Consider the following 26,230-nt stretch of genomic DNA (forward strand, 5'->3'; position numbering starts at 1 on the left):
GGTATGCACCCGGGCCAGCGCGCGGCAAAAGCGCGCCCTCTGCGCTTTCTCCCGCATCGTCGCAGATGGCGAGAAGAACGTCCGGCAGAGGGCGCGCCTTGCGGGACCGGTCCGCCCGCTACGCCAGCGCGGCGAGGCGCAGCACGAGCTCTACGGTGCCCACGGCGTAGCCGCCGCGCGCGAAGAGCCCCACGGGCGCCTCCGCCGCCGGCCGCGCGTCAACGAGGACCGCTAGCGGCAGCAGCTCCGGGTTGGCGAACATGCGGCGCGCGAGGCGCTCCGGCAGCTCGGAGAAGTCGTCGCGCGCGAGGGTCACGGGCACGCCGGCCGCATCCAGCGCCGCGAGCGCGCGGGCGAGGGTGGGGTCGCCCGCCGCGTCCTCGCGGGTCACGAGCGTGAGGGAGAGCCCCGCCGCCGCGACGACCCCCGCCGCGTCCGCGAGCTCGTTCAGCAGGTGCTCCGTCGGCTCCCCCGCCGGCTCCAGGAACGCCAGGAGCGCAAGGCCGCCGCGCCCGCCGAGCAGCGGCGCGGCGTCGGGGAGCGGGATGCGCTGGAGCATGTCCTCCGGGCGCGGGGCGCGCCGGCGGGCGCGGACCTCGGCGGGCCCGTCCACGGTGAATACGAGCTCGGCGGCCTGCTGGTTGCCGTTGGGCAGGCGCGTCGTGGTGGTGAGGCGGTAGGTCCCGGCCGGCACCTCAAGCGCGGTAGGATCGCAGCCCCAGAGGTCGAGCTGGTGGAAGCCCCAGAGCTCCTGGCCGCCCACCTGCATGGCGCGGCCCAGGCGCGCGAGCCCCCAGTCGGTGCCGTAGACGAGCGGGGCGCCTTCGGGAGAGCTCACGCAGAGCGGCCAGGTGCGCTCGCTCGCGGCCTTGCCCTCGACGCAGGCCCAGCGCCCATCCGCGAGCACCTCGGCGCGCCCGTCGGCGGGCGCCAGGCGCGCGGGCACCCCGAGGCTGCGGCACGCGGCCACGAAGAGCGTCCGCAGCGTCACCTCGGAGGCCTCGCCGCACGCGAGCGCACCTGCGGGCGTGCCCACGAGCTTGGCCAGGTGCTCGGCGGGTGAGAAGGACATGCGCCCGGCAAGCCACGCCCACGCGGCGCACGCGTCGTCCGCGATCAGGCGGGCGAGCTCCTCCGGCAGCGCGCCGGGGAAGGCGGGCCGCCAGGCGCTCAGGTGCTCGAGGCCGATCCGCGGGCAGAGGACGTAGCGCTCCCAGGTCTCGCGATCGAGGTTCTTGTCGCGGCTCGCGAGCGCGGCGCGGAGATGGCCCTCCAGGAGGGCGGGGTCGGCGTCCAGGTAGTCCTTCTCGGCAAGCGTGGCGAGAAGCGCCAGGCGCTCCGGCTCCGCGCCCGCGGCGAGGAACTCGTAGACGGCGTCGGCGTTGCCGCGCGCGGCCTCGAGGATGTGGGCCACGAGTTCGGCGTCGTCGTCCGGGCGGACGAGCGCCGCCTGGCGGGCGAGCTGCTCGGCGTGCGAGCGCATGGCCACGACACGCATCCCACGCGACTCGTCCGCCACGGCCTTGCGCACGCGCCCGCGCGCCGCGGCCTCGGGCGAGAGCGGCTGGGAGGGCGCGGGGTGGTCCTCGGGCGCGCGGACGTCCACGTCATGCCAGGCGTCCGCGGCCTCGGGCGTCTCGGCGGTGGCGAGCACGAGTTCCACCTCGGAGACCTCCGCCGTGTCCACGTCCTTCTCGGCCATGAGCGCGCCGGCCGAGGCGTGCGCGCGCACGCTCCCCAGCCCCAGCTCCACCGAGCAGCGGCCCTCCTCGTCCGCCGTGAGCACGGAGAGCGGGCGCCACCCGGCCATGTTGAGCACCTCGAAGGCCACGGTGGCCCCCGCGGCGGGCGCGCCGTCCGGGAGCGCCACGCGCACGGAGAGGCGCGTCGTGGCGGCGTAGCTCCCCGTCACGTTGACGAGGACGGTGCAGCCCGCGCGGCCCACCACGTCGGCCGGGTCGCAGCCGAAGTCCGAGAAGAGCCGCGTGGCCACCATGGGCGCGCGCCCCGAGGCGGCGGTGAACCAGCCGCGGTCGAGCGCCTCCTCGGGCTCGCAAGCGCCGAGGTAGTGCCAGCGGCCGCCCGCCCAGGCCTCCACCCAGGCGTGGTTGTCGTCGCAGTGCGCCCACCAGGGCACGTAGAGCTGTCGGGCGGGGATGCCCACCGCGCGCAGCGCCGTCACGAGGAGCGTCGACTCCTCGCCGCAGCGCCCGGCCGCAGCCGCGATGACGCCGGGCGCCCCGAGGGTGCGGCCGTCCGTGGACTGATACGTGGCCATCTCGGCGCACCAGTAGTTGACCTCGATGACGGCGCGCTCGGGGTCGAGCCCGGCCACGCGCGGCATGAGCTCCTCCCAGAGGGCGCCCCGGCAGTCCTGGAGCGGCTCGTTGTTGACGCGCGCCGTGGCCACGTAGTGGACGAAGAGGTCCTCGGGTAGGTTCGCCGCCGGTCCCTCGCGGAGCACGAGGGCGTGGCGCGCGAAGGCGAGAAGGACCTCGAGCGGCGCGTCCACGGCGTCCGTGAGCGGCAGCGTGGCCAGGTGGTAGCGCAGGAGCACGGCCTCGTCGGGCGCGAGCGCGGGGAAGAGCGCCTCGGCCTTCCCGGCCCGCTCTCCCAGAAGGGCACGGCGGGCGTCGAAGCGACGGGCGGCATAGGTGGCGAGCTGCTCGGAAAGCGGCATGGGGTCTCCTTGGGTCGTCGCGCGGTTGCGACCGACTATGGTACGCCGCTGACGACGCCGCGTCACGCGTGGGGATGTGGCAGCCCCACCGGCAGGCCCCGGCGGCGTGCCCCCCGGCAGGCCCCGGCGGCGTGCCCCCTGACGGCCGCGCCCCGGCCCCCCGACGGCCGCGCCCCGGCCGAGTGACGGATTTTGGACGAATGATCGCCCTCAGGGGCCTTCGTCCGTCCAAAACCCGTCACTCTGTCTATAGTGCGTGAGGCACGGGGCCGCGGCAGGCCGCCGGCCGCCAGGGACACGACGGGAGGACACCCATGTACGGACTCAAGAGCGAGGCGAGCTTCGACTCCGCCCACTTCCTCGCGGACTACTACGGCAAGTGCGAGAACCTCCACGGTCACCGCTGGCGCGTCGTGGCGTACCTGCGCGCGCCCGAGCTCGGATCGGAGGGGACCCAGCGCGACATGGTCATGGACTTCGGCGTTTTCAAGCGCGCCCTGCGCGAGCTTGCCGAGGAGTTCGACCACACCTTCCTCGTGGAGGAGGGGACGCTGCGCCCGGCCACGATCGAGGCGCTCGAGGGGGAGGGCTTCTCGCTCAAGCTGCTGCCCTTCCGCACCACGGCCGAGAACCTCGCCCGGCACTTCTGCGAGCGCCTGTGCGAGCGCGGCCTTCCGTGCGCGCAGGTGGACGTCTACGAGACGCCGCTCAATTGCGCCACATATGTCCGGGACGGGATGTAGGATTCAGCCTATACTCAGGGAAGGGGGATGCGGAAAGGGCGATGCGGCCCCGCGGCCGCGGGAGGCGAAGGTGTGACATGGGCAATCGTTCCCTGCACGGAGTCAACCTCACCGGATGGCTGACGCTCGAGTCGTGGGTCACCCCCGAGCTCTTCGCCGGCGCCGGCGCGCTGGACGAGGAGTCGCTCGTCACGGCGCTCGGGGAGCGGCGCTACGCCGACTGCGTCCGCGCGCACCGGCGCGAGTTCGTGACGCGCGACGAGTTCGTCAAGATCGCCGCGCGCGGGTTCAACGCCGTGCGCCTCCCCGTCCCCTGGTACGTCTACGGGGACGACGGCCCCGAGCCCGGTCCGTACGTCGGCTGCATCGAGCTCGTCGACCAGGCGCTCGGCTGGGCGGAGGAGATCGGCCTCAAGGTCATCTTCGCGCTGGCGATAAACCCGGGCGCGCCGCACACGGACAACGGGATCTCCCCCGACAACGCCGACTGCCACATCGCGCGCGAGGAGATGCTCGACGTGGTGTACGCCCTCTCCAGGCGCTACGCCTCGCGCATGGGCTTCTTCGGGATCGAGCTCGCCGACGACCCGGTTGTCCAGGTCCGCCACGGTCTCATGCTCACCGACGGCGTGCCCATACACCGCCTGCGCAACTACTACCGCGAGGCCTACGAGCTCGTGCGTAACGCCGCGGGCGAGGACCCCGTGGTCATCATGCCCGACGCCGCCTTCCCCGGCGGGTGGGGCCGCTTCATGGCCCAGCGCCACTACAAGAACGTCTGGCTCGACTGCCATCTTGACCGCACGAGCGTCCGCGTGGACGTCTCCGGCCCCGCCGGCGTGCGCCGGCTCGTGGCCGCGCTCGAGAGGCGCGTCCATGACGCCCGCCGCTCCGGCATGCAGGTCATGGTGGGCAAGTGGTCGTCGTCGCTGCCGATCGCCGACTCCCAGATGACGCCCGAGGGCCGCATCGCGCTCGAGCGCGTCTACACCTCTGAGCAGATCGGTGCGTACGAGAAGTGCCCAGCCTGGTTCTTCAACACCTGGAAGACCTCCGGCAAGCTCGCGAGCTGGGACGCTCGCGTGGCGCTCGCCACCTTCGAGCGCGGGATGATCGTCTGATGCCGGGAGTTCTGAGCGTCGTCGGCACCCCCATCGGCAACCTCGAGGACGCGTCGCCCCGCGTGCGGCGGGTGCTCGGGGAGGCCGACGCGGTGCTCTGCGAGGACACGCGCGTGACGGGCCGGCTCATGAACGCCTTCGGCATCTCCGCGCGCCTCGAGCGCTGCGACGAGAACGTCATGGACGCTCGGATCGCAGGCGTGCTGGAGCGCGTCGCCGCAGGCGAGCGCGTGGCCTTCGTCTCAGACGCCGGCATGCCGGGTGTGTCCGACCCGGGGCAGCGCCTCGTGGACGCCGCGCTCGACGCGGGGCTGCCCGTCGAAGTGATTCCGGGTCCGAGCGCCGTGACCTGCGCGCTCGTTGCGTCGGGCCTCGCGAGCGAGCACTTCTTCTTCGAGGGGTTCCTGCCGCGGAAGCGCGGGGCGCAGCTCGCTCGCCTGGCTGAGCTCGCGCTGGTCCCGGGGACGCTCGTCGTCTACGAGAGCCCGCGCAGGGTCGCGGAGACCCTCGCCAACGTCGCCGAGGCGATGCCGCGCCGGCGCGCGGCGCTCGTGCGCGAGCTCACCAAGCTGCACGAGGAGGTCGTGCGCGGAGAGGCCGCGGAGCTCGCGGAGCTGATCGCGGCGCGCGACGAGCTCCGCGGCGAGTGCGTCATCGTGATCTCGGCGCCGAGCGCAGAGGAGCTCGAGGGTCGCCGCGCGCAGGACGCCGGGCCCGCCCGCCCGCTCGAGGAGGAGATAGCCGCCGGGCTCGAGGCGGGGGAGCCCAAGAGCACGCTCGCCAAGCGGCTTGCCAGGTCCTTCTCGCTTCCGCGTGCCGAGGTCTACGACGCCGTGGTAGCCGCCGCGTCCGCAACGCGCTAGCTGCCGTCCGCGAGCTGCGTTGACCCCCCTGCGCCGGTCCGCCCCGCTGCGCCCGCCCTGCCTCGCCGCCCGTCTCCCACTGCCGTCCGTCTCCCGCCGCCGCTTAGGTGAGCAAATTTCGTTAACCATCCTGCACGGTTTTCTTAGGTGAGTCGCGTTTCCGCTGCTGGCTCACGTCCTTCTCGCTTAGGTGAGCGGCGATGATTCAAGGAGTTTGCTCACCTAAGCAGGGGGGCGAGCTGGGTCAGGCCGGGGATCGACGCGCGGCGAGAAGGGCGCGCGGCGAGAAGGACGCGCGGTCCGGCAAAGAGTACAATCGACCCCGCATGCCACATTCCGTCATGAGGAGTCGTCATATGGCAGAGAAGCCGTCCTACTTCGTCACCACCCCCATCTACTACGTCAACGCCGCCCCGCACCTGGGCACCGCCTACTGCACGCTGCTCGCCGACGTCCAGGCGCGCTTCCGTCGCGCGGCCGGCTACGACGTCAAGTTCCTGACCGGCATGGACGAGCACGGCGAGAAGGTCGCGGAGGCCGCGGCCGAGCATGGCATGACGCCGCAGGAGTGGTGCGACTCCCAGGCCCCGCTCTTCAAGGACCTCTGGAGCGAGCTCGAGGTCTCCAACGACGACTTCATCCGCACCACCGAGCCGCGCCAGCACCACGCGGTCCAGTACCTGTGGGACCGCATGCTCGAGTCCGGCTACCTCTACAAGGGCTCCTACGACGGCTGGTACTGCGTGCCGGAGGAGACCTACTTCACCGAGACCCAGGTCGAGAAGGCCGACGAGGAGCGCGGCACCAAGGGCGAGCACCTCTGCCCGGACTGCGGCCGCCCGCTGGAGCGCGTCCAGGAGGAGTCCTACTTCTTCAAGCTCTCCGCCTTCCAGGACCGCCTGCTCAAGCTCTACGACGAGCACCCCGACTTCGTGCAGCCGGACTTCCGCATGAACGAGGTCCGCAGCTTCGTGGAGGGCGGCCTCACGGACACCTCGGTCTCCCGCACGACCTTCGACTGGGGTATCAAGGTGCCCTTTGACGACAAGCACGTCACCTACGTGTGGTTTGACGCCCTGCTCAACTACATGACCGCCGTGGGCTACAGCCTGGACGACCCGGCCTCCCGCGCCGAGCTCGCGCGCCGCTGGCCCGCCCAGTGTCACCTCATCGGCAAGGACATCATCCGCTTCCACTGCATCCTCTGGCCCGCCATGCTCATGGCCATCGACGAGGCCCTGCCCGAGCACGTCTTTGTGCACGGCTTCCTCACGGTGCGCAACCCCGAGACCGGCCAGGCCGAGAAGATGAGCAAGTCCCGCGGCAACGCGATCGCCCCGCGCGACGTCATCAACCTGCTCGGCGTCGAGGGCTACCGCTACTACTTCATGACCGACGTGGTCCACGGCGACGACTCCGCGATCTCCTTCGAGCGCATGGAGCAGGTCTACAACGCCGACCTCGCCAACAGCTGGGGCAACCTGGTCTCCCGCGCCCTCAACATGAGCGCCAAGTACTTCGACGGCAAGACGCCGGAGCTGGCCGACGGCTGGGCACAGAAGGACGGCGTGCTCAAGGGCGTCGCCGAGGGCATCTACGACCGATATGCCTCCCGCATGGAGGTCTTCGACTACGCCGGCGCCAAGGACGTGGTCATGGAGCTCGTCCACGCCGCCAACCACTACATCGAGGATTCCGCGCCCTGGGCCGTGGCCAAGGACCCGGAGCGCGCGGGTGAGCTCGCGGACATCATCGTGAGCCTGCTCGAGTCCATCCGCATCAGTGCTCACCTGCTCGCGCCGTTCATGCCCGAGACCTCGGCCGAGGTCCTGCGCCGCATGTCGCTCGAGGACGAGGCCGCCACGGACGACCTGCGCGAGGCCTGCGCCTGGGGCGGCCTTGCGGGCGGCGTTGCCGTGACCAAGGGCGACGCGCTCTTCCCGCGCCTGGACACCAAGAAGTAGGCAGGCGTGGGCGGATCCCCTCTCGCAAACCCCGGTGCCACCCGCGCCCTGCTCGAGGCGTACGGCCTTGCGACCAAGCACAGCCTGGGCCAGAACTTCCTGGTCAACAACCACGTGATCGAGAAGATCATGGACCTGGCCGAGCTTGGCGAGAAGGATCGCGTGCTCGAGGTGGGCCCCGGTATCGGCACGCTCACGCTGGCGCTTCTCGCCGAGGCGGGCCACGTGGTCTCCATCGAGATGGACCGCGAGCTCGAGCCCGTGCTCTCCGCGCACGCCGCGGCGCACCCGAGCTTCTCGTTCATCATGGGCGACGCGCTGCGCGTGACGCCGGATCAGATCGCCGAGGCCGCGGGCGGGGCGCCCGACGTGCTCGTTGCCAACCTGCCCTACAACGTGGCTGCCACGGTGATCCTGCGCTACCTGCAGGAGGTGCCGAGCCTGCGCCGCCTCGTGGTGATGGTGCAGGCCGAGGTGGCAGACCGCATCTGCGCGGACCCCGGCAACCGCACCTACGGCGCCTACACCGCCAAGCTCGCGCTTCTCGCCCGCGTGACCGGGCGCTTTGAGGTGGGGCCGGGCAACTTCATGCCGCCCCCGCACGTGGACTCCGCCGTTGTGCGCATCGACCGCGCGCCGCTCGTGGACGCCGCGCGCGTGGCAGAGGTGTCCGCCGTGATCGACGCCGCGTTCGCTCAGCGCCGCAAGACCATCCGCAACTCCATGTCCGCCTCCGGCTTCTCGCGCGACGCCCTGGACGCCGCCTTCGCCGCGTGCGGAATCGCGCCCACCTGCCGCGCCGAGACCCTCGCGCCGGCGGACTTCGTCCTTCTCGCGTCAGCACTCTCCCAACGTCAGGAGTAACCCATGTCCCAGAACGTCGCGCTCGATGACCTCACGCTCGCCGACGGCGAACTCTTCCACAACCGCAAGGGGGAGGCGTGCCCGCTGCCGGCCCCGCTCGCGCCGCTCGCGGACACCCACGGCCACCTCACGAGCTTCCGCGCCCACGACCCGGCGATGGCGATCGCGCGCGCCGCGCTTGCGGGCGTGAGGCTGCTCGTGGTGCCGCTCGACCCCATCGATGACGTGCCCGGAAAGTGGGAGAGCGTCCCCGCCCTCCTCTCCTGGATCGACGAGCAGGTGGAGCTTGCGCGCGCGTGCCTCGCGGAGTGCGCCGAGCACGGCTTCGTGCCGCCCGCCTTCGAGGGCCACGATGCCCCCGAGCTCGTGGACAACGTGCGCATCGTGGCCGGCGCGCACCCCTACGGCGCCGCCCAGCTCGACGATGGCGCCATGGCCCGCCTGCGCGAGCTCCTCGAGAGCCCGCGCTGCGTGGGCGTGGGCGAGATCGGCCTCGACTACGGCCCCAACAGCAAGATCGCCTATCCCATCCAGGAGGAGGCGTTCCGCCGCCAGCTCCGCGTGGCTCACGAGCTGGGCCTGCCCGTCCAGCTTCACATCCGCGACGCCGTGGGCGACATCCGCTGCGGCGCGCACCGTGACGCCGCGCGGATCCTGCGCGAGGAGGGGGTTCCCGAGACGGGCTGCGACCTGCACTGCTTCACCTCGGACCTCAGGGTGATGGAGATGTTCACGAGCCTGGGCTGCCACATCGCCTTCGGCGGCGCGGCCACGTTCTCACGCTCCGACGAGATCCGCAAGGCGGCCACGTTCTGCGCCGAGCGCTTCCTCCTCTCAGAGACCGACAGCCCCTACATGGCGCCGGTGCCCCTGCGCGGCGAGGAGTGCGAGCCCGCCATGGTGGCCTTCACCGCCGCCCGCGTGGCGGACGTGCGCGAGGCGGGCGGGCGCGGCAGCCGCCAGGCGACCTATGACGCGCTCTGGGGCAACGCCTGCGCCCTCTTCGGGCGGTAGCCGTCATGCCCGCCTCGCTGGTCGTCGCCCTTCTCGCCATCCTGGCGTGCTTCGTCGCCATGGTCGCGCTGCTCGTGGCCGCGTGGCGCCGGACGCTGGCTGAGGTCGATGCCTCGGGGCTCGTCTATCGCATGCGCTGCGAGCGGTGCGGGGCGGAGTTCGACCTCGCGCCGCGCGACTTCGCGCGCCCCGGGATGCGCCGCGCCCGCTCGACCACGCGGACGCGCGTCAAGGGCGTGGCGCTGGTGAGCCAGCCCCGCTACCGCTACGTTGCCAAGCGCCTCGCCTGTCCCGCGTGCGGCGAGAGGACCTGGTGCGAGAACCTCAACGCCAACGAGGCCCAGGACGCGGTCACGCCGATTGCGCTGCGCAACTTCGGGGGCGCGCTCCTGGTCATGGTGGTCGTGGGGTTCGTGCTGAGCGCGGTCTTCGCGTAGTTGCCCTGGCCGAAGAGCGTCGCCACGTCCCCGCAACGTGGGTCCGTGGGGGCATGGCGACATATGTGACGAGAAGAACGTCGCCTCGTCCCCGCAGAGACGCCGCGCGGGGGCGAGGCGACGTTCGCGCGCCCGGCCCGGCCCTGGCTTACGCGGAGGCCTCCGGTCCCATGCCGCCCCGACGGACAAGCCGGTAGGCCCACCTCGGCACGGCGGGGCGCGCGAGGATGACCCCCGCCTCGGCGCCCGAGAGGACCGCCATGATGAGCCGGTCGACGGCCTCGGACCTGCGACGCCTCCAGATGCCCATGCGCGGCTCCGCCGCCGTGGTGAGGATCAGCTCGCCCCCGCCCACGGCCACGCCGCCCATCCAGCGCGCCCCGCTCGCCGAGCAGGCCCGCTCGATCGCGTCGAGGGAGGGGAGCGCTCGCTCGGGCTCGTAGAGCCCCGTGACGGCGACGGCGTAGACGCGCATGCCGGGCGCGAGCTCGCCTCGCGGGCTCTCGAGCAGGTCGAGAAGCCGCGCGGGCGGCGTGTCCGCGCGGGACTCGCACCCCAGGACGATGGCGCCCCGGCCGGAGGGCGCGCCCTCCGTCACCTCGGGGGCCTCCACGCCTGCCATGCGGGCGTACACGGGAAGGGCCTCGGCGAGGTCCGCGAGCAGGTGGGCCGTCGCGGACCACGCGCCCCGGGGACCCGCGTTGACGAGCGCCACCCGGAGCGGCGCCCTCGGGGCGGCGGGCGCCGTCACGGGGCCGTCGTCCCCCTCGACGCGCATGCTCTTCTCGCGCACGCTTCCTCCCCTCGCCGCGTTTGCTCGTGCAAACTCCGATGGCAGATTCTGCCCTCAGCATAGTTCATTTGAGTTTGCGCAGCTAGAAGGCCTGTGCCTGAAGCATGCCCCGAGCGGGTCGCTCGAGTTTGCTCGTGCAAACGCGAGAAGGGGCCGGGGAAGAGGGGGGTGGGCGAGAAGAGCGCGCGGGCGAGAAGAGCGCGCGCCCCGCGGCGTGCTACACTGCCCTCACCGAGCGACCCCCATCCGACCGGAAGGGGGGTCGCATGTCGTTTCTCGCCACGATCCGCGCGGCCGGCGATGTGGCGGCGGAGCTCGTGAGCCCCACGCGGTGCGTGGGCTGCGAGCAGCCGGGGGAGCTTGTCTGCGAGGAGTGCCGCGCGGCGCTGCCGTGGGTGGAGCAGCGCCTGGCGTGCCCGGTCTGCGGCGCGCCCTACGGCTTTCTCACCTGCACGGAGTGCCGGGGCGACTGGCCCGTGCGCGCGACCGTGGCCGCGCTCGGCTTCCGGGGGACGCCCGCGCGCATGGTCACCTGCCTCAAGGACGCCCACGAGCTGCGCCTCGCCCCCGTGATGGCGGCCGCCATGCTCTGCGCGCTCGAGGAGGCCTCGGCCTGGCCCGGCACCGACGGCGCGCCGCGCTTCGACGCCGCGGCGACCGACGCGGTCTGCTTCGTGCCGGCCACGGCGGAGGCGTTCGGGCGGCGCGGCTTCGACCACATGGAGCTCGTCGCGCGGCCGCTCGCGGCCCAGCTGGGGCTGCCACTCGCCGACGTGCTCGTGCGCGGCGCCGCCCGCGACCAGCGCGCGCTCGGCCGAGAGGAGCGCGCGGGCAACCTCGCGGGCACCATGCGGGTGGCGGGCGACGTCTCGGGCGCGCGCCTGCTGCTGCTCGACGACGTGGCGACGACGGGGGCCTCGATCGCCGAGGCGGCGCGCTCGCTCGCGGGCCGGGGCGCGGCGTCGGTCACGGCCTGCGTGCTCGCGCGCGTCTGGTGATCCGGGCGGCCGGGGGCGGCCTCGGAGAATCTGTCGCCTCGGCCCCGCGCGGCCGCTCCGCGGGGGATTTGCGACGCTTGCAGCGAGAAGAACGTCGCCTCGGCCCCGCACGGCCGCTCCGCGGGGGATTTGCGACATCCGTGCTCCGTGCCCGTCCCGCCCCGTGCGGGCGGCGCCACCCGCCGTCCGCCCCACTGGGGGTCGCGCCGCTCGCGAGCGGCGGTTATACTGGCAGAGTCTCAACCCAGGTCTGTGGTTGCGGGCGGGCGCCCCACGGGGCGGGCGCTGCGGCGTCGGGTCCGCCCAAGTCCATGCCAGACGAGGGCAAAGGGATCCACGTAAGCTCGGGCGTGCGCGCCCGCGCGATCATGGCTCGTCCTAGAGGTAAGTCGCACCGCCCGTCATACGCATGAGGCATCCGGCCTCGCGGGCGAGAGGGGCAACAGTGGAGGCGCCGCGGCGCCGCAAGCGACGTCCCCAGTGCGCGGGTGTGGGGTCAAAGACCAGGTCAGCTGGGTGAGACGATCGAGACCGTACGAAGAGGGACAAGAGGGCAGGCCATGAAGCGCAACCATACGAACACCATCGTCTCCGCCGTGGGCGCGGCGCTCTCGCTCGCCCTTCTCGCCGGGTGCTCCGGCGTTCCCGCCGAGGTGACCAATGCCCTCGGCGGGGTGGGCGAGGCGCTCTCGGGCGTGGGGCAGGCGATCGGCGGCGCCGTCGACGGCCTGCTCGACGAGACGTCCGTCGCGGAGGCGCGCGAGCAGCGCCGCGCGGACCTGACGCCGGCCCTCGCCGACGCCGACCTCAAGACCCCCGGCACCCTCACGGTGGGCATCGAGGCCGCGGAGTCCGCCCCGCTCGCCCTCTCGGCGACCGACGGGTCGCTCGTGGGGATCGACGTCGACACCGCCTACGCCCTCGCCGACGAGCTCGGCATGGCCACGGTCGAGATCGTCTCGGTTCAGAACGCCTCCGCGGCGCTGGCCTCCAACTGCGACGTGGTCATGGGCGTCGAGGCGGGCAGCGCGACGGACGTGACGGTGCTCGGAAGCTACGCGCAGTCCGCGCTCGGCGTCTTTGCCGCCACCGAGGTGACGGCCCCGATCGCCGCCGCCGACCTCTCGGGCAAGACGGTGGGCGTCCAGGCCAACTCCGTCTCCCAGTCCGCGCTCGCCTCGCTCGGCCTCGGCGCCGTGGAGCAGACCTTCTCCAACCTCAACGAGGCGTTCGAGGCGCTCGCCTCGGGCTCCGTCGACTACGTCGTGTGCGACGCCTACGCGGGCGCGTACCTCTCGTGCACCTATGACGCCGGATCTTTCGCCGGCACGCTCGACGCGCCCGTCGCCGTGGGCGTGGGCGTCTCGTCGAGCGCCTCGCAGGAGCTCCAGTCCTCCGTCCAGGCCGCTCTCGACGCGATCCAGGGCAACGGCGTGGCCGATATCGCCAAGACTCGCTGGATCGGCGTCTTCCCGGCGCTCACCGAGGCCTCGCGCATCTCCGGGGTCGCCGCCTAGCGGGTCCGCTCGCCCCGCCCGCGCGCCCGCCGATGCCCGGCGCAACGCGCGCGGCGCTTTTGGGTATAGGAGTCGTAAGGACGCCGGCGCCCATTCGCCCCGTCCAAGGCAATCGTAAGGAGGCAAGCATGGTTGACATCAAGATCTCTGGTCGCAAGGTAGGTGTCTCCGACTCCCTGCGCGCTCAGGTGGAGGAGAAGGTCGGCAACGCCCTCAAGGTGTTTGACATCAAGCCCATGACCTGCGATGTCGTCCTTCGCGTTGACAAGAACCCCTCCAACCCCGAGCGGAAGACCTGCGAGGTCACCGTCTTCGTGCGCGACAACGTGGTCCGCGTCGTCGCCAGCTCCGACGACATGTACGCCGCCATCGACGAGGCTGCCGACAAGGTCACCCGCCAGCTGCGCAAGTACAAGACGCGCGTCATCGACCGCCGTCAGCGCGTCGCCGCCGCCAAGACGGGCGCCGTCACCCAGGAGGACCTCGCCGCCCTCATCGAGCCCTCCGAGGACGAGACCGAGGACGACCAGCTCGTCCGCGAGAAGTACGTCGACCTCCTGCCCATGACCGAGGAGGAGGCGCTCGTCCAGACCGACCTCATCGGTCACGATTTCTATGTGTTCACCAATGCCACCACCGGGCTTGTCAACGTCATCTATCATCGAAAGAATGGCGGGTACGGAATCATCAAGCCCAAGATTGAGGAAGAGAATGAGCAGTAGCACTGAGTCCGCGGCGGTCACGGCCGCCGAGAACGAGGTCGACACCAACGCCCAGGCGTCGCGGGAGGCCGCGCGCCTGGGCCGCGCGTATCACGCGCGCGGGAACGTCAACCTCATCGTTGACTCCTGCGCCGACTTCGCGCCCGAGGTGGCGCGCGCCCTCGGCGTGGAGATCATCCCGTTTCCCTACGTGATGTCGGACGGCGAGCACGCCGACGACCTGTGGGAGACCATGAGCGCGCACGAGTTCTACGAGCGCATGCGCGCTGGCGAGCACGTCACCACCTCGGCCGTCACGCCGGGCCACTACCTCGAGGTCTTCGAGCGCGCCGCCGCCGAGGGCACCCCGACGGTCTATCTGGCCTTCACGCGCGGCCTCTCCTCGAGCGTCGACGCCGCGCGCCAGGCGGCGGACATGGTCCGCGAGGCGCACCCGGAGTTCCAGATCCACGTCGTCGACAACGTCTGCCCGTCGGCCGCCGCCGAGCTTCTCGCCATCGAGGCCGTGCGACAGGTCGCCAACGGCCTCACCGCGACCGAGCTCGTGGCCTGGGCCGAGGAGGCGCGCTACTACGTCCACGGCTACTTCACGCTCGACTCCTTCGACGCGCTCGCCCGCGGCGGGCGCATCCCGCCGGCGGCCGCCACGGTGGGCGGAAAGCTCGACATCAAGCCCGAGCTCTCCTATGACACCAACGGCGCCCTCACGCTGCGCGGCATGTGCCGCGGCCGCAAGAAGGCCCTGCGCGCCATCATCGCGGACTTCCGCGCCAACTACCTCGGCGCCGAGGGCGGGGACGAGAAGCTCCCCATGGCCATCGTCTCGGCGGACGCCGAGAAGGACGCGCTCTGGCTCGCCGACCAGATCCGCAAGGAGCCCGGCTGCGCCGACGTCCCCATCATCTACAGCTCCGTGGGCCCGGTCATCGGCGCCCACGTGGGGCCCGGCATGGTGGCGCTGCTCTTCTGGGGCAAGGACCGCCGCGAGTCCCTCTCGTTCACCGACCGCATCGCCCGCAAGGTCCGCGGGCAGTAGGCAGGAGGTATGCCACTGGCGTCAGGTTCGTCTGGCACGCGCGATGCGCGTGCCAGACGAACCTGACGCCAGTGGCACGCCCATCCAGAAAGGAACACCCTTGCAGATCAGGAAGATCGCCTTCATCGGGACCGGCATCATGGGCGCGCCCATCGCCGGCCACATCATGGACGCCGGCTATGACGTCACCGTCCACAACCGCACGCGCGAGAAGGCCGAGGCCCTTCTCGCCCGCGGCGCGCGCTGGGCGGACAGCCCCGCCGAGGCCGCCGCAGACGCCGACGTCGTCTTCACGATGCTCGGCTACCCCACGGACGTCGAGGACGTCTACCTCGCCACCGACGGGCTCATCCGCACCGCCAAGAAGGGCGCCTGGCTCATCGACCTCACCACGAGCTCGCCCGAGCTCGCGCGCGACATCCACGACGCGGCCGAGGTCGAGGACAAGCACGCCTTCGACTGCCCCGTCACGGGCGGCGAGCAGGGCGCGATCGACGGCACCCTCACGCTCATCGTCGGCGCCGCCGAGAAGGACGTGGCGGACGTGCTGCCCGTGCTCGAGTCCTTCTCGTCCCGCCGCTTCTACTTCGACCAGCCGGGCGGCGGGCAGACGGCCAAGCTCTGCAACCAGGTGAGCCTCGTCTCGTGCATGGTCGGCTACGCCGACGCCCTCGCGCTCGCCCAGCAGTCCGGCATCGACCCGGAGCTCATGCTCGAGGTGCTCGCCAACGGCACCGGCGGCTCCGGCGCCTCCGGGACGCTCGCGCCCAAGTCCCTCGCGGGCGACTACAAGCCGGGCTTCCTCGTCGAGCACCTGCGAAAGGACGTCGCGCTGGCACTGCGCCGCTCGGAGGACCTCGACATCACGCTGCCCGGCGCGGAGACCGCCTTCACCCTGCTCGACATGCTCTGCCAGATCGGCGGGTCGCGCATGGGCACGCAGGCGCTCACGCTGCTCTACCAGGAGGAGGAGACCTGCAAGGCGGCCGGGCTCGACTGGTCGCTCCTCGACCAGGGAGAGGGCGATGACGAGGGCCACGAGTGCTCCTGCGGCCACGACCACGGCGACGGCCACGAGTGCTGCGGCGGCCACCACCACGACCACGGCGACGGCCATGAGTGCCACTGCCACCACCACGAGTAATATCAGACATGTCTGCAGATCGGGGACGGTCCCCGACTCACATAAGGAGAACCATCGGCCTTGAACTCAACTGACACTCCCCAGAGCTCCATCGCGGTGCTCATCGACTACGAGAACCTCGCCCTCGGCACCGGCCGGCGCAAGCGCAACGGCCACCAGGAGCCGGGCCCGCTCCCCGACGTGAAGCTCATCCTCGAGCGCCTTGTCGACAAGGGGCGCATCACGGCCAAGCGCGCCTACTGCGACTGGCAGCGCTTCACCGACGCCATCACGCCCCTCCACGAGCTCGGCATCGAGCTCATAGAGATCCCCGACCGCGCCTACACCGGCAAGAACTCCGCGGACATCCGCCTCGCGGTGGACGCGATGGAGATCTGCCTCACCAAGGACCACATCGACACCTTCGCCATCCTCTCCGGGGACTCGGACTTCTCGCCGCTCGTCGCCAAGCTCAAGGAGTTCGGCAAGACCGTGATCGGCGTGGGCATGAAGGAGGCGACGAGCACCCTTCTGGCCGAGGTCTGCGACGAGTTCATCTTCTACGAGGACATCACGCGCGGCCCGGGCATCCCCGACTTCCAGGGCAAGGTCCCCAAGGAGCGCGAGACGTGCTACCAGCTGCTCTTCGAGACCATCGACGCGCTGCAGCGCGAGAGCGACTCGTTCATCCTCGCCTCGCGCCTCAAGGACACCATGAAGCGCAAGCGCCCGCAGTTCTCTGAGGCGTCGTACGGCTACCGCTCGTTCACGGCGCTCCTGCGCGAGGCGTCCAAGCTCGGGTTCATAGACATCCACCAGGACCCCAAGAGCGGCACGGCCGTGGTCGACGGGTTCAGCGAGTAGGTTTGGCTTTACAAGCAAGGGAGTTAGGAACATGGCAGATACCGCAGCTACCGAGGTCTCCGGCCTCGTCGAGGAGCTCTCCGGCGCGAGCAGGCGCCGCCGCCAGGAGGTCGCGCACAAGCTCGCGCTCGTGGCGCGCAGCCAGCCCGAGACGCTCCTGCCGCACGTCGACGCGCTCGTGGACGCGCTCTTCCGCCCCGAGGCCCAGACTCGCTGGGAGGTGCTCGACGCCCTTTCCTCCATTGCCGAGAAGAACCCGGACAGCGTGACGGGCGCCTTCGACGGAGCCGAGGCGTCGCTCTTCGACGACGGGTCGGCCACGGTGCGGCTCGCTGCCTTCGTCTTCCTGTGCCGCCTCGGCGCGAGCTCCCCCGAGCGCTCCGACGAGGTCTGGCCCCTCATCGACGAGGCCATCCAGTGCTACCACGGTGACGCCGAGTACCGCGACATGCTCGCCGCGCTGCTCGCCCTCGCCCAGGGGAACGCCTCCGACGCCACGAGGAAGGCGCTCGCCACGCGCGTGAAGTTCGACTCCGAGAGCGGCTCCGGCTACATCAAGTCCTTCTCGGCGGAGATCATTCAGGCTCTTTCATAGCTTGTGGGCCCTGCGCGGAGCGCCTGCACGCGGGGTTAGAATCAGACGGATTGACCGACTGGGGCCGCGCCATGGGGCGCGGCCGACGTGAGGGGAGACCCATGGCAGACAAGAACAGCACCGCGGGCGAGAAGAACACGCCGTTCTCGGCCGCCGACGGGAAGGGCCGGGGCCTCGGCACCCCGGCGTGGGTGGCCATCTGCGTGGTCGCGCTCGTGGTGGGCGTGCTCTGCGGCCACTTCCTGATCGGAGGGACGTCCGCGACGCCCGCCCCCGCCGGCGTGGCGCTCCAGGGCAAGACGACGCTCTCGGCCGACGAGCTTGACAGCACCATCGCCACCTACACCTACAACGGGCAGACGACCAACATCACCGCGCGCGAGGTCATCGAGCAGAACTCCGCCGTCGAGGACGCCGCCAACGAGGACGGCACCTACAACGTGCCCGTCGCGAGCGACGTCGTCGCCTACGCCCAGAACGCCGTGGTCCTGGCCGACGCCGCCGCGCAGGGCGTCGCGGTCTCGGACGACGAGGTGGCCGCCTTCGCCGAGCAGATGTTCGGCACGAGCGACTACGCCACCATCGCGAGCAACTACGGCATCGACGAGGAGATCGCAAAGGCGACCATCGCCGACTCCGCGACGATGTCCAAGCTGCGCGACGCGGTGGTCTCCACGCCGCTGCCCGACGTGCCGACGGCGCCGGCCGAGCCCGAGGAGGGCGCGGAGGACACCCCGACGGCCGACTACGCGAGCTACATCATCGGCCTTCTTGGCGACGAGTGGGACTCCGAGGCGGGCACCTGGGCGCGCCAGGACGGCGACTACTACGCCACGCTCTCGAGCTACGAGATCACCAACGACTCCGCCACCTACGCCGCGGCGGAGGCGGCCTATCAGGTGGCGTCGAACAACTACTCCGAGGTGGCCACGCAGGTGAGCGAGGAGTGGGTCGCCTACACGAGGAACCTGCTCTCCAACGCCACCGTCCAGGTTGGCTCGCTCGTGGCCTCCTAGCGGGGCGCGCGTGCGCGTCTGCGTGAGCGCCTGCCTGCTCGGCGAGCCCGTCCGCTACGACGGGGGAGCCAAGCCCGCGGGCGAGGTCATAGAGCTGGCGTCAAAGACCGAGGCCTGCCGCGTCTGCCCCGAGCGCGCGGCGGGCCTCTCGTGTCCCCGGCCCCCGGCCGAGCGGGTGGGGGAGCGCGTCCTTCTCGCCACGGGAGAGGACGTGACGGAGGCGTTCGCCCGCGGCGCCGAGGCCTGTGCCGCCTCGGTCGCCCGCTCTGGGGCGACGCTCGCCGTGCTCAAGGCAAAGAGCCCGTCATGCGGCGTCGGACTCGTCTACGATGGAACCTACTCTGGAAGACTTGTTCCGGGCCGCGGCGTCTTTGCCGACAGGCTCGCGAGGGAGGGGATCTGCATGGTCACCGAGGACACCGTCCGCGCCTGCAAGCCGAGCGTGGAGCACCCCGTCGCCATCGTGCTCGGGAGCGGGCTGGGGCATCTGGGGACGCTCGTGCGCCCGGTCCGACGCATCGACTACCAGGACATCGACGGCTTCCCGGCCGCGGCGCGCCCCGTGCCGGGGCATCGCTTCGAGGCCACCGTGGGCACGATCGACGACGTCCCCGTGGTGGTCTACCCCGGGCGCATCCACCTCTATCAGGGCTACTCCGCCGCCGAGGTGACCTCGCTCGTGCGCCATGCGCACCATCTGGGCTGCCGCGACATCGTCTTCGCCTGCGCGACGGGTGCCGTGCCCGGCCAGGCGCACGTGGGCCTGGGCATCCTCACGGACCAGATCAACCTCACCGGGCGCAACCCGCTCGCCGAGTGGGACGGCCTGCGCGACGTTGAGAGCCCCTTCGTGGACATGAACGAGGCGTACTCCCCCTACCTGCGCACCATCGCGCGCGGCGTGGCCGACGACCTTGGCATCGCCGTGGAGGAGGGCGTCTACGCGGGCGTGCTCGGCCCCTGCTTCGAGACCCCGGCCGAGGTGGCGGCGCTGCGCGCGCTCGGCGTCTCCTACGTGGGCATGTCCACGGTGCTCGAGGTCATCATGGCACGTGCGCTGGGCATGAACGTGCTCGGGCTCACGCTGGCCGCCAACGAGTCCGGCGCGCCTGCGGTGAGCCACGAGACCGTTCTCGAGGCCGCGGGCGGCTATGCCGAGGACTTCGAGCGACTCGTGCGCGGCGTGCTGCGCCTGCTGTAGCGCTCGGACGCCGCGCACTGCCTGGGGCGGACTTCCGACCCGACGAAAAGGGCCACCCGCTCTTTGCGGGTGGCCTTTGCGTGCCGCATCTGGGCGAAACCGCGCCCCGCCCGCCCAGCGGTGCGGCTGCCCTTGCTTGTGTCAGCAAACCAACCGGTTGGGTCACGCTTCCCCTCGCGCGCTGGGCAGGTGATAGGTTTTCTCCGACATCGTCGTGACTGGAGGCCCCATGAGAAGCCAAGCCCTGAACCCCTATCTCCCCGAGTGGGAGTATGTCCCCGACGGAGAGCCGCACGTGTTTGGGGGGCGCGTCTACGTGTATGGGTCGCACGACCGCTTTGGCGCCCCGATGTTCTGCATGAACGACTACGTGTGCTGGTCGGCGCCGGTGGACGACCTCTCGGACTGGCGATACGAGGGCGTCATCTATCGCAAGGGGCAAGACCCCAGGAACCGCCTGGGGCTGCGCCTTCTCTTCGCGCCTGACGTGGCGCGCGGCGCGGATGGGCGCTACTACCTCTTCTACGCCTTCGACTTCATGGGGACGATAGGCGTCGCGGTGTGCGACGAGCCCGCGGGAAGCTACGAGTTCTATGGTCATGTGAGCTGGCCGGACGGCACCCCCTACGGTCGGCGCGCGGGCGACGGCTTCGGCTTCGACCCGGCCGTGCTCGTTGACGACGACGGCCGGGTCTATCTCTACTCGGGGTTCTACACGCCCGTTCCCCGCCTGGTCACCGGCGGCCGTCCGTGCGGCTTCGAGGGGGGCTACATGGTGGAGCTGCGAAGCGACATGCGCACCATCGAGGGCGAGCAGCGCCTGCTCTTCCCCAAGGAGGGCCCCGGGTCCTTCGCCGGCCACGAGTTCTTCGAGGCGAGCTCCATCCGGAAGTACGACGGCACGTACTACTTCGTCTACAGCTCGCGGCTCAACCACGAGCTCTGCTATGCCACGAGCGACCGACCGGACGGCGGATTCGCCTTCGGCGGGACGCTCGTCTCGGTGGGCGACGTCGGGCTTCCCGGCCATCCCGACGAGAGGGGCGCGTCAAACTACACCGGCAACACGCATGGCGGCATGCTGCGCCTCGGCGACGACTTCTACATCTTCTACCATCGTCAGACCAACCGGAGCTCGTATGCGCGCCAGGCATGCGCGGAGCGCCTCGTGCGAAACGCGGACGGCTCCTTCGCGCAGGCCGAGGTGACGAGCTGCGGCCTCAACGGGGGCCCGCTCGCCGGCATCGGCACCTACGGGGCGAGGATCGCCTGCAACCTCTGGTCATCGGAGGGCGCCGGGCGCGTCGACGGGAGCGGCCCCAGGCGGCGCCTCGCGCGGCACCCCTATCTGACGCAGACGGGCCGCGATGGCGACGAGGCGGCGCGCCAGTACGTCGCCAACCTGCGCGACGGATCCGTCGTCGGCTTCAAGTACTTCGACCTCTCCCGCCTCGGCCGCGTGGGCGTGACGGTCCGCGGGTCCGGGCAGGGAGGCTTTGTCGTGGCCACGGACGAGCAGTTCCGGGACGTCATCGGCACCATCGACTTTGTCCTGTCGGGGTCCGGATGGCATGCCTTCAGCTCGGACGTGAGCTCGGCCGAGGAGCGCTCCGCCCTCTTCTTCAGGTACGTGGGGGCCGGGTACGTGGACTTCCTCGAGTTCGAGCTCTCCTAGCCCCTCGCGAGCGGGGCAAAGCTCGTCCCCGCGCCCCTGCCCGCAGGGCGAGAAAAACGGGGCTTGCGCCACGCTCGTCCTTCTCGTATAGTACTTATCTGCTGACACGCCAGCTTAGCTCAGTTGGTAGAGCACCGCTCTCGTAAAGCGGGGGTCACCAGTTCGAGTCTGGTAGCTGGCTCCAGCGTAATCTCGCAGCCCGGAGGCCTGAGGCCCCCGGGCTGCTCTCGTATCTCGGTGGCTTCGATCCGAGAAATATATCCTTTGAATCGTTTTATAGATAGTATTAGTGACTACATGCAATAGAATAAGTCTGTGACGGATTAGGGTGAAAGAGGTTACGAGAAGCGGGTTTAGGCCGATATGAGAGGACGGGATCGTGATGCCCATCGTGATGAGGCTCGACAGGATGCTCGCACAGCGGAAGATCACCTCCAAGGAGCTTGCCGAGCGCGTGGGAATCTCCGCGGTGACCGTGTCCTGCATCAAGCGGGGGAGGGTCCACGGCATACGGTTTGCCCAGCTCGAGGCGTTCTGCCAGGTGCTCCGCTGCAAGCCGGGCGACCTCATCGACTACGTCGAGCCCGAGGTGCCTTCGCGGCGCGCATTGTAAGCTCTCTGTAAGCAACGGCGAACGGAGGCCGCCGTTGGCCGCTTTCCGAGCTATTCGCGGCGACCTTACGCTATCCTTATCAAGCGTTAACAAAGCTGTGACAAATGGCCGCCACGGCGGCCGGTGAGGAAGCGAGCACGCCCTTGATTAGCTTTGAACAGTTTCTCGGCGTCCTGTCGAGCAATCCCTTTCTGATCATCGTCATGGTCCTCGTCATGGGCACCATCTTCGTCAACGGTGCCACTGATGCGGCCAATGCCATCGCCGAGCCCGTCGGAACTCGTTCCATCGACGTGGACTCGGCGATTTTTATGAGTGTCATCTGCAACTTCGTCGGCCTGGTCGCCATGTCGTTCATCTCCACCGCCGTGGCGGACACCATCTCCGGCATGGTCGACTTCGGCGGGGACTCCCACGCGGCGCTCATCGCGCTCGCGGCGGCGACGGTGGGCATCGTGGCCTGGGGCCTCGGCGCCTGGGCCTTCGGCATCCCCACCTCCGAGAGCCACGCCCTCATCGCCGGCCTCACGGGCGCCGCCCTCGCGGTCTCCGGCGGCCTCGACGGCGTCAACATGGGGGAGTGGATCAAGGTCGTCTACGGCCTCGTGCTCTCCACCGTCCTCGGCTTCATCGCCGGCTGGGCGATCTCCAAGATCATCCCCATCGCGTGCAAGAACGCAGATCGCCGGACGGCCAACAACTTCTTCGGCCGCATGCAGGTGCTCGGCGCCGCGGGCGTGGCGCTCATGCACGGCGCGCAGGACGGCCAGAAGTTCATGTCCACCGCCATGCTCGCCATCGCGCTCTCGCTCAACATGACGGTCGGCGAGATGGGCGGCTTCCCGCTCTGGATCATGGTCCTCTGCGCCGCGGTCATGGCCATCGGCACGGCGGTCGGCGGCAAGAAGATCATCAAGAAGGTCGGCATGGAGATGGTGCGCCTGGACAAGTACCAGGGGTTTGCCGCCTCCGTCTCGGCCACGGCGAGCCTGCTCATCGCCACGCTCACCGGCCTTCCCGTCTCCACCACGCACACCAAGACCGCGGCCATCATGGGCGCCGGCGCCGCCAAGGACCCCAAGTCCGTCAACTGGGGCGTCGCCAAGGAAATGGTCCTCACCTGGGTCTTCACGTTCCCGGGCTGCGGCGTCATCGGCTTCATCCTCGCCAAGCTCTTCCTGGTCCTGTTCTAAGCGCCGAGCGCGCGTTCTTCTCGCCACAGACAAAGGAGTTGACATGCCCCGCATCAAGAAGGAAGACGAGTTCTACACCATGCTCAAGGAGTTCGCCGCCCTCATCACCGAGGCCGCGAACGAGTACAACACCATCATCACGGAGTTCCCCGAGTCGATGAGCAGCATCCCGCAGATGAAGGTCTACGAGTCCACCTGCGACGAGCGCGTGAAGGCCATCATGGCCAAGCTCTACACCTCCTTCATCACGCCGATCGACCGCGAGGACATCTCCAACCTGGCCCTGGCCATGGATGACGTCGTCGACTCCATGTACGGCGTCGCGGTGCGGCTCGACCTCTTCAACCTCTCCGACCTGCGCCTCGAGGCCAAGCAGATCTCCGAGCTCACCGTGCACGCCGTGAGCGAGATGCAGGAGATGATCAACCACCTGCCCGACTACAAGAAGGACCGCATCGTCCTGGAGAAGGCCATCGGCGTCGGCACCGTGGAGGACGAGGGCGACACCGTCTACCAGAAGGCGCTGCGCCGCCTCTTCTCCGACGAGGAGGACGCGAGCGGCAAGTACGCGGTCAGCTGGCTGCGCATCTTCGACCGCATGGAGCTCTGCCTCGACGCGTGCGACCGCGTCTCCGCCATCGTGCGCGACATCATCATGAAGGACGCGTAGGCGAGAAGAACGTCTCGCTCGTGGGGCCGCCCCGGCAGCCTCCCGATTTCCACGCAGAAGTGCACTCCGTGAAACTTCTGCTTAGGAAATCGGGAGGCTGCCGGGGCGGCTTGCGTCGACGGGCTCTCTTACCGCCGGGGGGGTGGGTGATGTGATGTGGTATAGTGTTGTACAGTACAACGATTTGGGGAGGCCGGCTGTGGACGCGATGGTTACGGGGCGGATGTCGCAGGCAAAGAAGGAGCTGGGCAACCAGGTGCTCAGGGAGCTGGGGACCAACGCCTCCCAGGCGATCAACGAGCTGTATGACTACGTCATCTCCCGGCGCGCGCTGCCCTTCTCGACCTCTGGGGAGGGGCGGGAGGCGCGGCTGCGCGCTGCCGTCGCGGCGGTGGACGCCGTTACCAGAGTCGAGCTCGACGAGCGATTCGCGGCCATGGACATGAGGCAGGCGAGGGCGGAGCGGCTTGCCGACGCCGGTCTGATGGGGGACGGCCGATGATTCGCGTACTCGTGGACAGCAACGTGCTCGTTGACTTTCTCGCCCGGCGCGGTGGCTTCTACGAGCTCGCGCGGAGGCTCATGATCTTTGCCGAGATGGGGGACTACGAGCTCTGGGCGAGTTCATCGCAGGTCACTGACATCTTCTACGTGCTGAGCAACGGCGGGCGTCCGTCCTGCGCGCCCGCTGCGCGCGAGGCGCTGCTTGCCCTGCGCCGCTTCGTGCGCGTGTGCGCGCCGGGGGAGCGCGAGGTGGACCGGGCGCTGGAGTCTGACTGGCCTGACTTCGAGGACGCGCTGGCGTACCAGGTCGCCACGAGCATCGACGCGTCCGTCATCGTGACGAGAAACGCGCGCGACTTCGGGCGCTCTGCGATTCCCGTGCGTACGCCCGAGGAGTTCTTCTCGTGGATGGAGCGGCGCAACCACGTTTCGTACGCCGAGATCGAGCTCTGAGGGCGCGTCAGCGCTGCGGCGGGAGCGGCGGGTTAACGGTGCCGCCGCGACGCTGGTGCTCCTTGTCCAGGTGGGCGCCGAGGGCGATGAGCCCGGAGCACACGGCGACGAGGCAGATTACCATGCCAGGGGTGAGCACGCCCCCTGCCGCGAGCCCGGCGAGGGCGGCGAGCGTGAGGAGCACGCCGTTCCAGACCTGGATGTGACGGAGCATCGACCGGGCGACCCTCGTGGTGCGCGACTCCTCGAGAACGAGGCTCTTGTCGAGATAGCGGCCGATCTCGCCGATATAGGCGAATCTGTGGCGCCTGACCAGCCGCACGTAGGGGACGAGGACGACCAGCCAGACACCCGCAACGGCGGCGCGGAGGTAGGTCCAGACAGGGGCGTCGAAGGCGTGGCCGCCCCAGTTTGACCCCATGTTCATGACGTCGCTTGCCAGCATGAAGGCGAGGTTCAGGAGATAGAGTGTCAGAAACCTCCGCGCCTCCGAGTCGGCTCGGCGCCTGATCTCCGGTATGTTGTCCCCGATGAGCGCGTCCACCGTGGTGCCGAGCTCGTGTGCCATGACCTTGAGGCTCACGACGTCGGGCAGGGTCTTGTTGCGCTCCCAGTTGCTGATGGTCTGGCGGCTCACTCGGCAGAGCTCGGCGAGCTGGTCCTGGCGCATGCCGGCGGCCTCGCGGTGCTCTCGTTTGCGCGTCCCAACGTCCATGGCGCCCCGCTTTTCTCGGTTGCACATAGGGTACCCGCTGTGTGGGCGCCTGCGGTTCGCATACGTGTCAAAATGCTTTGACATGCAGGTCAGCGGGGGTCTGGTACACTTCTGCCACCAACCGCCGACCCTAAGGAGGCCGCGATGGCGCGCCCGGAGCGCATCGACGCCGTGCTCTTTGACTTTGATGGGACGCTCTGCAACACCGAGGTCGAGAACCTCTATCTGGTGCAGGACATCCTGCGTCAGATGGGCGCCGAGGTCTCGCGCGAGGAGCTCGAGGTGCTCACGGGCGGGGAGGACCGCGTGACGGTGCCGCCCATCCTCGAGCGCCATCACGTTGCGGGATCCATCGACGACTACGAGCGCCTGCGGGACGACTGCTACCGCACCTACGCGGAGGCGCCGCTCGCGATGGAGCCGGGAGCGACCGAGCTGCTGGACGACCTGCGGGCGCGCGGCGTCAAGGTGGGGCTCGTGTCGATGACGGTCTCCCGCTGCATCCTCACGGCGCTCGCGCGGCTGGGGGTCCTGAGCCGCTTCGACGTCATCGTCTGCGGGGACATGGTCGAGAGCCGCAAGCCGGCGCCCGACCCGTACCTGCGCGCGATGGAGCTATTGGGCGTGGACGCCGAGAAGTGCGTGGCCGTGGAGGACTCGCCGACGGGCATCGCCTCGGCGAAGGCGGCCGGCTGCTACGTCATCGCCTATACCGGCTGCGACATCGTCCAGGACGTGAGCGCCGCCGACGAGGCCATCGACTCGTTCGTGTAAAAGGGGACGGGTTATTTCTCTCAGAGAGCTTGGGAAAGGGCCAGGGGGGGGATCCCCAGGGGGTGTCCCAAACTCTCCCAGA

General features: G+C 70.1%; 26 protein-coding genes and 1 tRNA gene. 24 read left to right on the forward strand and 3 right to left on the reverse strand.

Translation table 11 applies throughout. The annotated features are described in order from the left end of the window. Nucleotides 1-118 precede the first annotated feature (118 nt). Nucleotides 119-2,680 carry a transglutaminase-like domain-containing protein gene (locus tag ACULPM_RS01615; protein WP_445330796.1) on the reverse strand — a complete coding sequence of 854 codons (2,562 nt, stop codon included), beginning with the start codon at nt 2,678-2,680 and terminating at the stop codon, nt 119-121. Between the two features lie 314 nt (nt 2,681-2,994). Here ACULPM_RS01615 and ACULPM_RS01620 point away from each other — a divergent pair, with 314 nt between their 5' ends. The 7 genes from ACULPM_RS01620 to ACULPM_RS01650 all read left to right on the forward strand — a co-directional run bounded on the left by ACULPM_RS01620 (nt 2,995) and on the right by ACULPM_RS01650 (nt 9,686). Then, nucleotides 2,995-3,423, forward strand: a complete 429-nt coding sequence (locus tag ACULPM_RS01620) for a 6-pyruvoyl trahydropterin synthase family protein (RefSeq protein ID WP_317416338.1) — start codon at nt 2,995-2,997, stop codon at nt 3,421-3,423. Nucleotides 3,424-3,500: 77 nt separating this feature from the next. Next, on the forward strand, nt 3,501-4,544 hold the full coding sequence (locus ACULPM_RS01625) for a glycoside hydrolase family 5 protein (RefSeq protein ID WP_445330797.1): 1,044 nt from the start codon (nt 3,501-3,503) through the stop codon (nt 4,542-4,544). Then, a complete protein-coding gene (gene rsmI / locus ACULPM_RS01630) occupies nt 4,544-5,407 on the forward strand; it encodes a 16S rRNA (cytidine(1402)-2'-O)-methyltransferase (protein WP_445330798.1) in 864 nt (287 codons plus the stop codon). The genes ACULPM_RS01625 and rsmI overlap by 1 nt, the downstream gene beginning before the upstream one ends. A 356-nt stretch (nt 5,408-5,763) precedes the next feature. Continuing rightward, nucleotides 5,764-7,371: a methionine--tRNA ligase gene (gene metG / locus ACULPM_RS01635; RefSeq protein WP_445330799.1), complete on the forward strand. Its 1,608-nt coding sequence runs from the start codon at nt 5,764-5,766 to the stop codon at nt 7,369-7,371. Nucleotides 7,372-7,377: 6 nt separating this feature from the next. Further along, the gene (rsmA, locus tag ACULPM_RS01640) at nt 7,378-8,235 is read left to right on the forward strand and encodes a 16S rRNA (adenine(1518)-N(6)/adenine(1519)-N(6))-dimethyltransferase RsmA (protein WP_445330800.1); all 858 of its coding nucleotides are present in this window, start codon (nt 7,378-7,380) and stop codon (nt 8,233-8,235) included. A gap of 3 nt (nt 8,236-8,238) precedes the next feature. Then, nucleotides 8,239-9,249 carry a TatD family hydrolase gene (locus tag ACULPM_RS01645; RefSeq protein WP_445330801.1) on the forward strand — a complete coding sequence of 337 codons (1,011 nt, stop codon included), beginning with the start codon at nt 8,239-8,241 and terminating at the stop codon, nt 9,247-9,249. A gap of 5 nt (nt 9,250-9,254) precedes the next feature. Beyond that, entirely contained in the window at nt 9,255-9,686 is a 432-nt protein-coding gene (locus ACULPM_RS01650) for a hypothetical protein (protein ID WP_167930203.1), read from the forward strand. A 148-nt stretch (nt 9,687-9,834) separates the two neighbouring features. On the opposite strand, the gene ACULPM_RS01655 is transcribed toward ACULPM_RS01650, so the two are convergent. Continuing rightward, the gene (locus ACULPM_RS01655; RefSeq protein WP_445330802.1) at nt 9,835-10,479 is read right to left on the reverse strand and encodes a hypothetical protein; all 645 of its coding nucleotides are present in this window, start codon (nt 10,477-10,479) and stop codon (nt 9,835-9,837) included. 266 nt (nt 10,480-10,745) lie between these two features. Between ACULPM_RS01655 and ACULPM_RS01660 the strand changes: the two genes are divergently transcribed. From ACULPM_RS01660 to ACULPM_RS01735, 16 genes are all read left to right on the forward strand, one after another. Beyond that, entirely contained in the window at nt 10,746-11,477 is a 732-nt protein-coding gene (locus tag ACULPM_RS01660; protein ID WP_445330803.1) for a phosphoribosyltransferase family protein, read from the forward strand. Between the two features lie 560 nt (nt 11,478-12,037). Next, a complete protein-coding gene (locus tag ACULPM_RS01665) occupies nt 12,038-12,994 on the forward strand; it encodes a substrate-binding periplasmic protein (RefSeq protein ID WP_167930200.1) in 957 nt (318 codons plus the stop codon). A gap of 128 nt (nt 12,995-13,122) precedes the next feature. Beyond that, nucleotides 13,123-13,716, forward strand: coding sequence for a ribosome hibernation-promoting factor, HPF/YfiA family (hpf, locus tag ACULPM_RS01670; RefSeq protein ID WP_167930199.1), 594 nt, complete (start codon nt 13,123-13,125; stop codon nt 13,714-13,716). Next, nucleotides 13,706-14,752 carry a DegV family protein gene (locus ACULPM_RS01675; RefSeq protein ID WP_445330804.1) on the forward strand — a complete coding sequence of 349 codons (1,047 nt, stop codon included), beginning with the start codon at nt 13,706-13,708 and terminating at the stop codon, nt 14,750-14,752. The genes hpf and ACULPM_RS01675 overlap by 11 nt, the downstream gene beginning before the upstream one ends. 100 nt (nt 14,753-14,852) lie before the next feature. Next, the gene (locus tag ACULPM_RS01680) at nt 14,853-15,896 is read left to right on the forward strand and encodes an NAD(P)-dependent oxidoreductase (RefSeq protein WP_445330805.1); all 1,044 of its coding nucleotides are present in this window, start codon (nt 14,853-14,855) and stop codon (nt 15,894-15,896) included. A gap of 60 nt (nt 15,897-15,956) precedes the next feature. Next, nucleotides 15,957-16,739, forward strand: a complete 783-nt coding sequence (locus ACULPM_RS01685) for an NYN domain-containing protein (RefSeq protein WP_167930196.1) — start codon at nt 15,957-15,959, stop codon at nt 16,737-16,739. A gap of 31 nt (nt 16,740-16,770) precedes the next feature. Further along, nucleotides 16,771-17,334 carry a hypothetical protein gene (locus ACULPM_RS01690; RefSeq protein ID WP_445330806.1) on the forward strand — a complete coding sequence of 188 codons (564 nt, stop codon included), beginning with the start codon at nt 16,771-16,773 and terminating at the stop codon, nt 17,332-17,334. A gap of 101 nt (nt 17,335-17,435) precedes the next feature. Then, nucleotides 17,436-18,350: a hypothetical protein gene (locus ACULPM_RS01695; RefSeq protein ID WP_445330807.1), complete on the forward strand. Its 915-nt coding sequence runs from the start codon at nt 17,436-17,438 to the stop codon at nt 18,348-18,350. A 10-nt stretch (nt 18,351-18,360) separates the two neighbouring features. Then, complete coding sequence (locus tag ACULPM_RS01700) at nt 18,361-19,551, forward strand: purine-nucleoside phosphorylase (protein WP_445330808.1); 1,191 nt, start codon at nt 18,361-18,363, stop codon at nt 19,549-19,551. 229 nt (nt 19,552-19,780) lie between these two features. Continuing rightward, nucleotides 19,781-21,226 carry a family 43 glycosylhydrolase gene (locus ACULPM_RS01705; protein WP_445330809.1) on the forward strand — a complete coding sequence of 482 codons (1,446 nt, stop codon included), beginning with the start codon at nt 19,781-19,783 and terminating at the stop codon, nt 21,224-21,226. A gap of 108 nt (nt 21,227-21,334) precedes the next feature. Next, nucleotides 21,335-21,410, forward strand: a tRNA-Thr gene (locus ACULPM_RS01710). Nucleotides 21,411-21,608: 198 nt separating this feature from the next. After that, nucleotides 21,609-21,839: a helix-turn-helix domain-containing protein gene (locus ACULPM_RS01715; protein WP_445330816.1), complete on the forward strand. Its 231-nt coding sequence runs from the start codon at nt 21,609-21,611 to the stop codon at nt 21,837-21,839. Between the two features lie 143 nt (nt 21,840-21,982). After that, a complete protein-coding gene (locus tag ACULPM_RS01720) occupies nt 21,983-23,032 on the forward strand; it encodes an anion permease (RefSeq protein ID WP_445330810.1) in 1,050 nt (349 codons plus the stop codon). Between the two features lie 43 nt (nt 23,033-23,075). After that, nucleotides 23,076-23,702, forward strand: a complete 627-nt coding sequence (locus ACULPM_RS01725; protein WP_167930190.1) for a DUF47 domain-containing protein — start codon at nt 23,076-23,078, stop codon at nt 23,700-23,702. 199 nt (nt 23,703-23,901) lie between these two features. Next, the gene (locus ACULPM_RS01730; protein WP_445330811.1) at nt 23,902-24,204 is read left to right on the forward strand and encodes a hypothetical protein; all 303 of its coding nucleotides are present in this window, start codon (nt 23,902-23,904) and stop codon (nt 24,202-24,204) included. Continuing rightward, nucleotides 24,201-24,659 carry a type II toxin-antitoxin system VapC family toxin gene (locus tag ACULPM_RS01735; RefSeq protein WP_167930188.1) on the forward strand — a complete coding sequence of 153 codons (459 nt, stop codon included), beginning with the start codon at nt 24,201-24,203 and terminating at the stop codon, nt 24,657-24,659. The genes ACULPM_RS01730 and ACULPM_RS01735 overlap by 4 nt, the downstream gene beginning before the upstream one ends. 7 nt (nt 24,660-24,666) lie before the next feature. Here the strand turns inward: ACULPM_RS01735 and ACULPM_RS01740 are convergent, their stop codons facing one another. Then, a complete protein-coding gene (locus tag ACULPM_RS01740) occupies nt 24,667-25,374 on the reverse strand; it encodes a helix-turn-helix domain-containing protein (protein ID WP_445330812.1) in 708 nt (235 codons plus the stop codon). Nucleotides 25,375-25,518: 144 nt separating this feature from the next. On the opposite strand from ACULPM_RS01740, the gene ACULPM_RS01745 reads away from it, so the two are divergent. Beyond that, nucleotides 25,519-26,148: an HAD family hydrolase gene (locus ACULPM_RS01745; RefSeq protein WP_445330813.1), complete on the forward strand. Its 630-nt coding sequence runs from the start codon at nt 25,519-25,521 to the stop codon at nt 26,146-26,148. The last annotated feature ends 82 nt before the right edge of the window (nt 26,149-26,230 follow it).

Source organism: Thermophilibacter sp. ZX-H3 (assembly GCF_052599055.1).